General features: G+C 67.5%; 7 protein-coding genes. 1 reads left to right on the top strand and 6 read right to left on the bottom strand.

The annotated features are described in order from the left end of the window. Positions 1 to 152 precede the first annotated feature (152 nt). Positions 153 to 566, top strand: coding sequence for a DUF3995 domain-containing protein (locus tag GL263_RS17650; protein ID WP_228456589.1), 414 nt, complete (start codon positions 153 to 155; stop codon positions 564 to 566). Between the two features lie 160 nt (positions 567 to 726). Here the strand turns inward: GL263_RS17650 and GL263_RS17645 are convergent, their stop codons facing one another. From GL263_RS17645 to GL263_RS17620, 6 genes are all read right to left on the bottom strand, one after another. Then, complete coding sequence (locus GL263_RS17645; RefSeq protein ID WP_182856686.1) at positions 727 to 1,188, bottom strand: hypothetical protein; 462 nt, start codon at positions 1,186 to 1,188, stop codon at positions 727 to 729. A gap of 256 nt (positions 1,189 to 1,444) precedes the next feature. After that, positions 1,445 to 2,440, bottom strand: coding sequence for a helix-turn-helix domain-containing protein (locus GL263_RS17640; protein WP_182856685.1), 996 nt, complete (start codon positions 2,438 to 2,440; stop codon positions 1,445 to 1,447). 194 nt (positions 2,441 to 2,634) lie between these two features. Continuing rightward, a complete protein-coding gene (locus GL263_RS17635) occupies positions 2,635 to 3,447 on the bottom strand; it encodes a hypothetical protein (protein WP_182856684.1) in 813 nt (270 codons plus the stop codon). 433 nt (positions 3,448 to 3,880) lie between these two features. Beyond that, a complete protein-coding gene (locus GL263_RS17630) occupies positions 3,881 to 5,332 on the bottom strand; it encodes an AAA family ATPase (protein ID WP_182856687.1) in 1,452 nt (483 codons plus the stop codon). 143 nt (positions 5,333 to 5,475) lie between these two features. Beyond that, complete coding sequence (locus tag GL263_RS17625) at positions 5,476 to 5,784, bottom strand: hypothetical protein (RefSeq protein WP_182856683.1); 309 nt, start codon at positions 5,782 to 5,784, stop codon at positions 5,476 to 5,478. A gap of 107 nt (positions 5,785 to 5,891) precedes the next feature. Further along, a partial coding sequence (locus tag GL263_RS17620) for a metallopeptidase domain-containing protein (RefSeq protein WP_182856682.1) occupies positions 5,892 to 7,257 on the bottom strand: 1,366 nt, incomplete at its 5' end.

Raw genomic sequence — 7,257 nt, 5'->3', positions numbered from 1 at the left:
ACCCTCCTCCTCCCGCCCACCGACTCCCGAACCGGGTCGCCAACCAGATGAGGGGGGCCAACACCACCGCACCACACGAGCGTTGACATACTGACCACGTCCCACCCGGGCGCTGACCTGGAGGTCTGAACGTGGTGAGCACCGTGGTCCCCATGACCCTGACGACACTCCTCGCCGCTGTCGGAGTGCTGCACTTCGTCTGGATGTTCAGCACCTGGCCACTGAAGGACCCGGTGAGCTTCGCCAGGACACTCATCGGCAGGGCGGGCGAGGACGGACTGCCGTCACGGCCGGCCACCGCCGCGGTGGGCCTGGCACTGCTGGGCGCCGCCGTCCTCACCCTCATGGCAAACGACAACATTCCCCGCCTCGGCCCGGACTGGCTGACACTGACCGGCATGTACGGGCTGGCGGCCGTGATGTTCCTCCGCGGCGCCGGCGGCTACCTCATGAACTCCCGCGCCACCCCCGAGTTCCGCCACTGGAACAGTGTCCTCTACTCGCCCCTCTGCCTGACCCTCGCCGCCCTCGCCACCACCGTCGCGGTGTCCGCCACCCGGCGGTAGCCACGCCGCCCCCGAAGGAATGGCAAGCGCGGCAGGACAGATGACCAACGAGGCCCCGGGCCGCGTGATTGAGACGTCAGACATCTCGTTCAACAGCCCTGGGGCCTCGCTCGTCACGGCTCGCGAACCATCACCGGATCGGCGTCCACCCCGCAGAAGTTCAGTAACACTTCATGTTGGAGTGGCTGACGACGTACCATTCATGCTGGCCGTACCCGGTCCTCATGAAGTAGCAGCCCGTCCTCGGCCAGTTCCACTGGCATTCCACCCAGGTACCATTGCCAGAAGAGTTCCTGTTGTTGTTCTGACAACGGTATACGTCGCCACCACGCCAAGCGCTCCACTGCCCCAGCTTGAAGTAGCCGTTGGCCTTGTCACTCCTGACATAGATTGCCCTCCTGTCGTACCGGATACACATGGTCGCGTTGTATCCGGCCGGAGCATAGCAATCTATGTTCTTACTGGTCGAACCGTCAAATACCCGCGAATGAGAAACGGATGTTCCGTTCTTCCAGTGCAACGTCCCAGCAGACGCAGGCGTCGCGACTCCGAACAGGAAGCCAACCGCCAGCAGCGCCCCCATCACGACGGAGTATTTCCTCACTCTGATACGCCTCTTCACTCCAGCCTCCGAGATCTGATGCTGATACTGACCTCTTCCTATTCGGGCCACCGGCCGGCACCGAAGGCCCGATCGTTTCTCGAACAGCGTTCACCCGGGCCTGAGAAGCGCCCCGGCAGTCGCTTTCCTCTGAGGATTCCAGGGACGCACGCGTTCGTCTTTGACCAGCGACGCACAGCTGGTTGTCCTACAGTGCACAGACGGTCAACCTCCGACACCTGCGGCACGTGCGCGGCGACGCCGCGAAGGCGGCGGATCAGGCCGGCGGTTGTGTGGTCAAGGCAATCGCACGGTGCTCGGAAGGCGACATTCCGAACGCCTCGCGGAAGGCCCGGGTGAAGACGGCGTGGTGCCGGAAGCCCCAGCGTGCGGCGATGTCACAGACCGGCGTGGCCATGAGCGCGGGGTCGGCCAGATCGCGACGCGCCCCCGCCAGCCGCTGCCGACGGATGCTCTGCGCCACCGTCTCGGGCTCGTCCTCGAACAGGCGATGAAGGTAGCGGACCGAGATGTGGTGCGCGCTCGCCACCAGGGCGGGACAGAGCTCCGGGTCAGCGAGGTTCTGCTGGATGAAGGCTCGAATCCGAAGCCGCAGCATCCGGCTCCGGCTCTCCGGCGGCTGAGCCGCCCCCTCGTCGCACGCGCGGGCGAAGAGAGCCGTCAGCAGATCGAGAAGCACCAACTCAAGGCGTGGCGCGTCGGATGGCTGGTAGCCGCTGGTCCTACGGGAGAGCTGGGTGAGGGCGAGCGCGAGCAACGCCCCCGGCCCTTCACGGCCGGAGAGGCGCCGGCCGACCATCCGATCCACGTGTCGGGCAGGGAGCGGAATGGCGCCCCGGGGCACTTCCACCCCCAGCGACCGCACCAGCCCGTGGCCGGCAGCAGGCTGCGCCCTGATGCGGACCGGCGTGGAGGACACCGTGGTGTGCAGGTCGTAGCGGCTGTAACTCGTGGCGCACTTACCCCACATGGCCTCAGCCTCGCCGCTGACCACCAGGGAGACATGGCAGGTTTCCGGATCTGACTGCCTCACCAACCGCGGGGACCGGTCGAAGGTCAACGCCTGATAGCTGGCCGGCCACACCGCCAGGGCACCCAGCTCCACGACCCGTAACTCGGCTCGGAAATCCTGCCGATGAGGGCTGTGCAGGTCCATTGGCGCATGAGTACGCGCCATGTACTCCCGCCACTGATCGAACCGTTCTTCCGCCGGCACGTCCGTGCTTCTGAAATGCAGTTTCTCCCTCAGCACAACTCCCCCTCACGACGCGGTCGTCCACGAGTCTCGCAGCAGGAGCGGGCTGCCGGAAGCGCACCGACAAATCCGGAAAGCGACCCTCCTCTTCCTGACGTGCACCACACCCGCTCCCCTCGGCCAGCGGGCCGAGGGGAGCGGGTGCCGACCGGAGAAGCCCTGATGGGTCAAGCCCCTTCAGTGTGACCCCGTCACTTGCACACCGTCTTCGGCGCACTCGGGTTGCTGCCCAGCTTCCAGGTGTTGTTCCCGGATGTCCACGAGATGGAGACGCTGTCCCTCCCGATCCCGAAGCCTGTGACCCTGGTGGACTTCCAGGTGTGCCGGTACTGGGATCGGAGCTGTACGTTCTTCTGGCACTTTCCCGTGCCCTTCAGCACCACCGACAAGGTGCCGAGCCGCGCCGTCAGGCCGAGCTTCGTCCCCTCCTTGAACTTGAATCCCACCCCGTAGTCATTCGATTTCTCGGGGTTGCCATACCACTTCGAACCGTTGTAGCCCGTGGTGACCAGCCCGTGGTCCAGATGCACCAGCGCCCTGTTGAAGGCGAGCCCGAAGCCGTCGTCACCGCCCTTGTTCTTGGGGGTCTTGTCCCAGCGCCATGACGCGGTGGCGTTCCACTTCCGCGTGTTCTTGTCGTACCAGAGACTCGGCCTGAAGACAGTGATCTCATCACTCGCCGCCAACGTGCTGATCCCGCCGGTCTGCGCGCCGGTGCCGGCGCCGTCGTCGACGCGCAGCAGGCAGTGCTTCCTGGCCATGGCCTCGGCGACGCCGGCTTCCGTCAGCCCCCGCTCGTACAGCTTGTTGATCGCTTCGCCGATGCGTCTCGCCGCGTCATCGTTCCGCTTCGTCAGCGACACGCAGTCCTTCCCGGCCTTGAACGCCGACGACGAAGTCGGTTGCTCGGAGGACTGTCGCGCCTGGACCGCGGTCGCGGAAAGAAGCGTGGCTGTCAGTGTCAGGGCAGCCGCCGTGGCAACGGCCTGCATGCGGTTTCGCACGGAAATCCCTTCATCTGTGGACGTTCCTCGCTGGCACCGCTCCCCCGAGTTCGCCCAGCCGTTAAGCGTGAACCTGTGGCGACTTCTGATACGTGGCCACGACCGCTCCGCTGACCTTCCCAGCAGAACGACCATGACTCTGAAACGGGTCAGCACTTTTCGCCGAAGGCGGCTCAACGGGTGATCAGCCCGACTCCGCTCGCGGCGCTTGGTGACCGTAGGTTGGCACGCGCTACCGACGGCGGTGAATGCCTACCGGCGCACGACTACTTGATCCTGAGCGCACACCGACCGGCGCCGAAGTCACGTTTCCGGGCTGAGCACACCGGATTCATCGGCGGTCGGCCCGTGATACTCCTTGTGCTTCTTCACGACCAACCGACCCTGAGGCCCGCCCACGTAGACGGCACGTCCCGGAGCACCAGCCGGCGCCTCAGTCTCCGTGGTAGAGCCGCGGCAGGTCGACCAGCTGGACCGTCCCGTCTCGTTCGGCCAGTTCGCGCAGGTCGCCGGTGAACCCGGCACCGCTGTAGCACTGCAACCGCGTCGCCTCCGTGGCTGTGCCCGCCGCGATCAGCAGGCCACGGATGCGCCGCAGCCGTTCGAGGTGGCCGAGCCCCATCACGTCACTCCACTTCGCCTCCCCGATGGCAAGCAGCGCCTTTCGACCGTCGTCCCGCTCACCGTGGACGGCGACGTCCACCTCATGGCTCGTCCTGGCGCTGGGATCGTTGACCACACCGCTGGCGACGGAAGTCACCAGACCACCATGGGTGTCGGGTGCGGCGTGCCAGCGCGCCCACTCCCGGCACACCTGCTCGAAGTGCGGACCGACCACCTTGCTGCGGAACGTCGACGCCGACCGGCGCCACACGGCAGCCGCGCGCCCGGGCCGTTCCAGGTCTCCCCAGGACGGGCGCATGACCGCGTGGTAGAAGGTGACAAGCGGTTCGGCGATGCGGTAGGCGGAGCGGTTGCGGCGGAAGGCGTCCCCCTCGTGGGTGATCATGCCGACGTCCTGGAGCACGGTGAGCGGGTGCGCCAGATCCGTGGACCTGCGGCCGAGGTAGTCGGCGATCCCGCCTCGCGCCGTGTTGCCCGCCGCGATGGCGGCCAGCACGGAGTGGTAGAGCGCGGTGTCGTGCAGTTCGGGCTCCTCGGCGAGGAGGTAGCGGGCTTCCCGGAAGAGCGGACGCGCGGGGTTCAGTACCGCCCTGGTCACCCAGGCGTCGAAGTCGTCCGGGCCTGAAGGCGTGTCGCCCTGGGTGTACTCACGGCGGTAGGCGGGCGTGCCACCGACGATGGCGTTGACCAGCAAGGCGGTACGCGGATCGGAGATCTGCCAGAACTCGCCCGCCAGCCGGAAGTCCAATGTCGGTACGACGAGTTCAAGCCCCGCGCGCCCCCGCAGGGGAGCACTCCCGGACAGCAGCCCGCCCATGAAGGAGAGTGCCGACCCGCAGAGCAGGAGCCGTACCGGCGTGTTGCCGTGCTGAGCCGTCGGGTCGAGAGCCCGCTGGATGACGGACGGGAGGGCGGGGGAGGCCTTGGCGAGGAAGGGGAACTCGTCGATCACCGCGACCGTAGGCTTCCCTGCCTCGGCCACGCGCATGAGCTCCGTGACGGCCTCGTCCCAGTACGCGAAGCGGAACGGGGTCGGCTGGCCCCGGTAGCGGGCGAGGGCTTCACCGAACTGCCGCAGCGCATCCGCCTCCGTGGTCTCCGTCGCGGTGTACATGAAGCCACCGCTGGCCCGCGCCAACGCGTCAAGCAGAAACGTCTTGCCCTGCCGACGTCGCCCGGAGATCACTCCGAGTATGGCTGTCCGACCCGGCAGCGCGGCGAACCGTGTCAGCTCGGACCACTCGAAGTCACGGTCGAACATCTCAGCAGGTCTGTCCACAGCAAGCCTCACTTGTATAGATGCTCCTATAATAACTTCACCTATACAAACTTCCCAATAGTCGACCGACCGCGTCGGGCGCCGGGGCGCGAGGCCCCGGCGCCCGCAGAGACACCGCCCTTGGCTCAGAGCAGCGGCACCGGCGTGTCCAGAACCGTTACGTGCTTGAGGAAGCCCGTTTCCTCGTCACCGTCCTTGGCACCCTGCTTGCTCGACTTCCCGGACTTCCCCGACTTCTTCGACTGCTGGCTGGCCTTGGTGGCCTTCCCGGAGTCTCCGCCCTTCTCTGCCGTGTCCTCGCTGGCGAGGCCGATCTTCTGGAGGTTGTCGCCGATGAGGCCCGCGGGGCTGGCGGAGGCGGGGGCGGCGGCCGCGAGAGTGGCGATCCCGGCGACTGCGGCGGCACTGAGTGCTCGACTGAGAACATTGCTCATACCCGGGCAACGAGCCGCCTGCCCCGAGGGTCACGAAACCGGGCCCAGGCGTTCCCCGTCCGCCTTTCGCCGGACGCGGTCCACATCAACTCGCGAGCCCGCCGACGTCAACCGCTCAACTCCTCCATCACCTCTCTGAGCCTGTTCTCCAACTCGGCCAGCCGGGTGTCGTAGCGACCCGCGGCCTGCCGGGACGCCACGACGGCTTCGAGTGCCCGGGTGAGGGACGGGCGCTCGGGCTCCGTCGAGAGACGGTGCACGCGGCTCTCCAAACGGTTGATCTCCTGCCGCGTCCGTTCCGTGAGCGCGGGAAGCTCGTCACCACCCGCCACGAGCTGAGCTTCCTGGAGCGTGTGCACCGCGGCGACGCTCTCCAGCACCTTCACGAGCGGCGAGTGCGGCGGTAGCGGGACCAGGCCCTTGCCCGGAACGAACACGATGATGCCGGGACGCCCGCCTCCCGAAGGCTCCTGAGGCAGGGGACGCCCCGCTCTCCGGGCGAAATTGAGCCGCACGGTGCCGGCGGAGCTGTCGGCCGAGAGCACCGTGATCCGCAGTGGCCCCGGGCTGTGGATGTCGTACGGGCTGTCCTCTCCGAGGGCAAGCGTCTCGCCCGGCCTTGCCGCCATCGACGCCACGAGAACGGCCGCGGGCTTCAACCGCACGTCACTGCGGTGCACCACCACCCACCCGGAAGCCGCGGGGCCCGGATCGGGCAGGCCCCGGTCCCACCCCTCGCCGCTGCCGCGAACCCGGTACTCGACCAGAAGGTCGTTGTAGCGGATCACCCTCGGCGGGTGCGTCCAACCGGGCCCGGGTGCCCCCTTCAGGACACTGAGTTCCTCGACAACGCCGGCACCGAACACGCTCGTACTGCTGCTGAGGTCACGCACGACACCGTGCTGGTGCGGGTCGAGCCAGCCGGTCGCGAGGAGCGAGGGCGCGCTCATACCCGGCCCAGCCGCCGGGTCCTGGCCGGCCTCACCGGGCTGCGCCAGCGCAGGAACCGTGAAGACGGCGGGAAAGCCCTCCCCGCCCATCGCACACCAGGGATTGTCGTACCGGTCCGGCCCGTCGGCCGTCTCCCCGAAGGCGTCGTCCGCCCCGAAGCGATGGCCGAGCTCGTGGCACATCAGCCATGGGCTGAACTGCTGCGCGGCCACGTACGTGTACTCGCCCGGCGTGGTCCCGCCGGACGCGCCGGGCACGTCGATCGCGATCAGGATGTGGTCGAACGACGCGAGGTCGACGTCCAGGCCGGACTCGACCTTGGGCCGGACCACCGCCCCGACCCCCATGCCCTCGGTGCCCCACTCGGCCACCGTCATGGGCAGCATGTACCAGTCGAACACCTTGAAGGAGACGGACACCCGACCACCCGACTGGTCGTGGAAGTAGTCCGCGACCACTCCCGCCGCCTTCTCCGCCCAGGAACGTGAGAACGATGTCTCACGCTCGGCGTCGTTGCAGTAC

Origin of the sequence: Streptomyces durbertensis (genome assembly GCF_014156695.1) — a bacterium.
GTDB classification, from domain to species: Bacteria; Actinomycetota; Actinomycetes; order Streptomycetales; family Streptomycetaceae; genus Streptomyces; species Streptomyces durbertensis.
The sequence above is the reverse complement of the archived record's forward strand: the minus strand, read 5'-3'. Positions and strand labels throughout refer to the sequence as shown.

Bases quoted from the DNA above. Each gene is read 5' to 3' on its own strand.
- GL263_RS17650 (WP_228456589.1), top strand. From the start codon at position 153: ATGACCCTGACGACACTCCTCGCCGCTGTCGGAGTGCTGCACTTCGTC.
- GL263_RS17625 (WP_182856683.1), bottom strand. From the start codon at position 5,784: ATGAGCAATGTTCTCAGTCGAGCACTCAGTGCCGCCGCAGTCGCCGGG.
- GL263_RS17630 (WP_182856687.1), bottom strand. From the start codon at position 5,332: ATGTTCGACCGTGACTTCGAGTGGTCCGAGCTGACACGGTTCGCCGCG.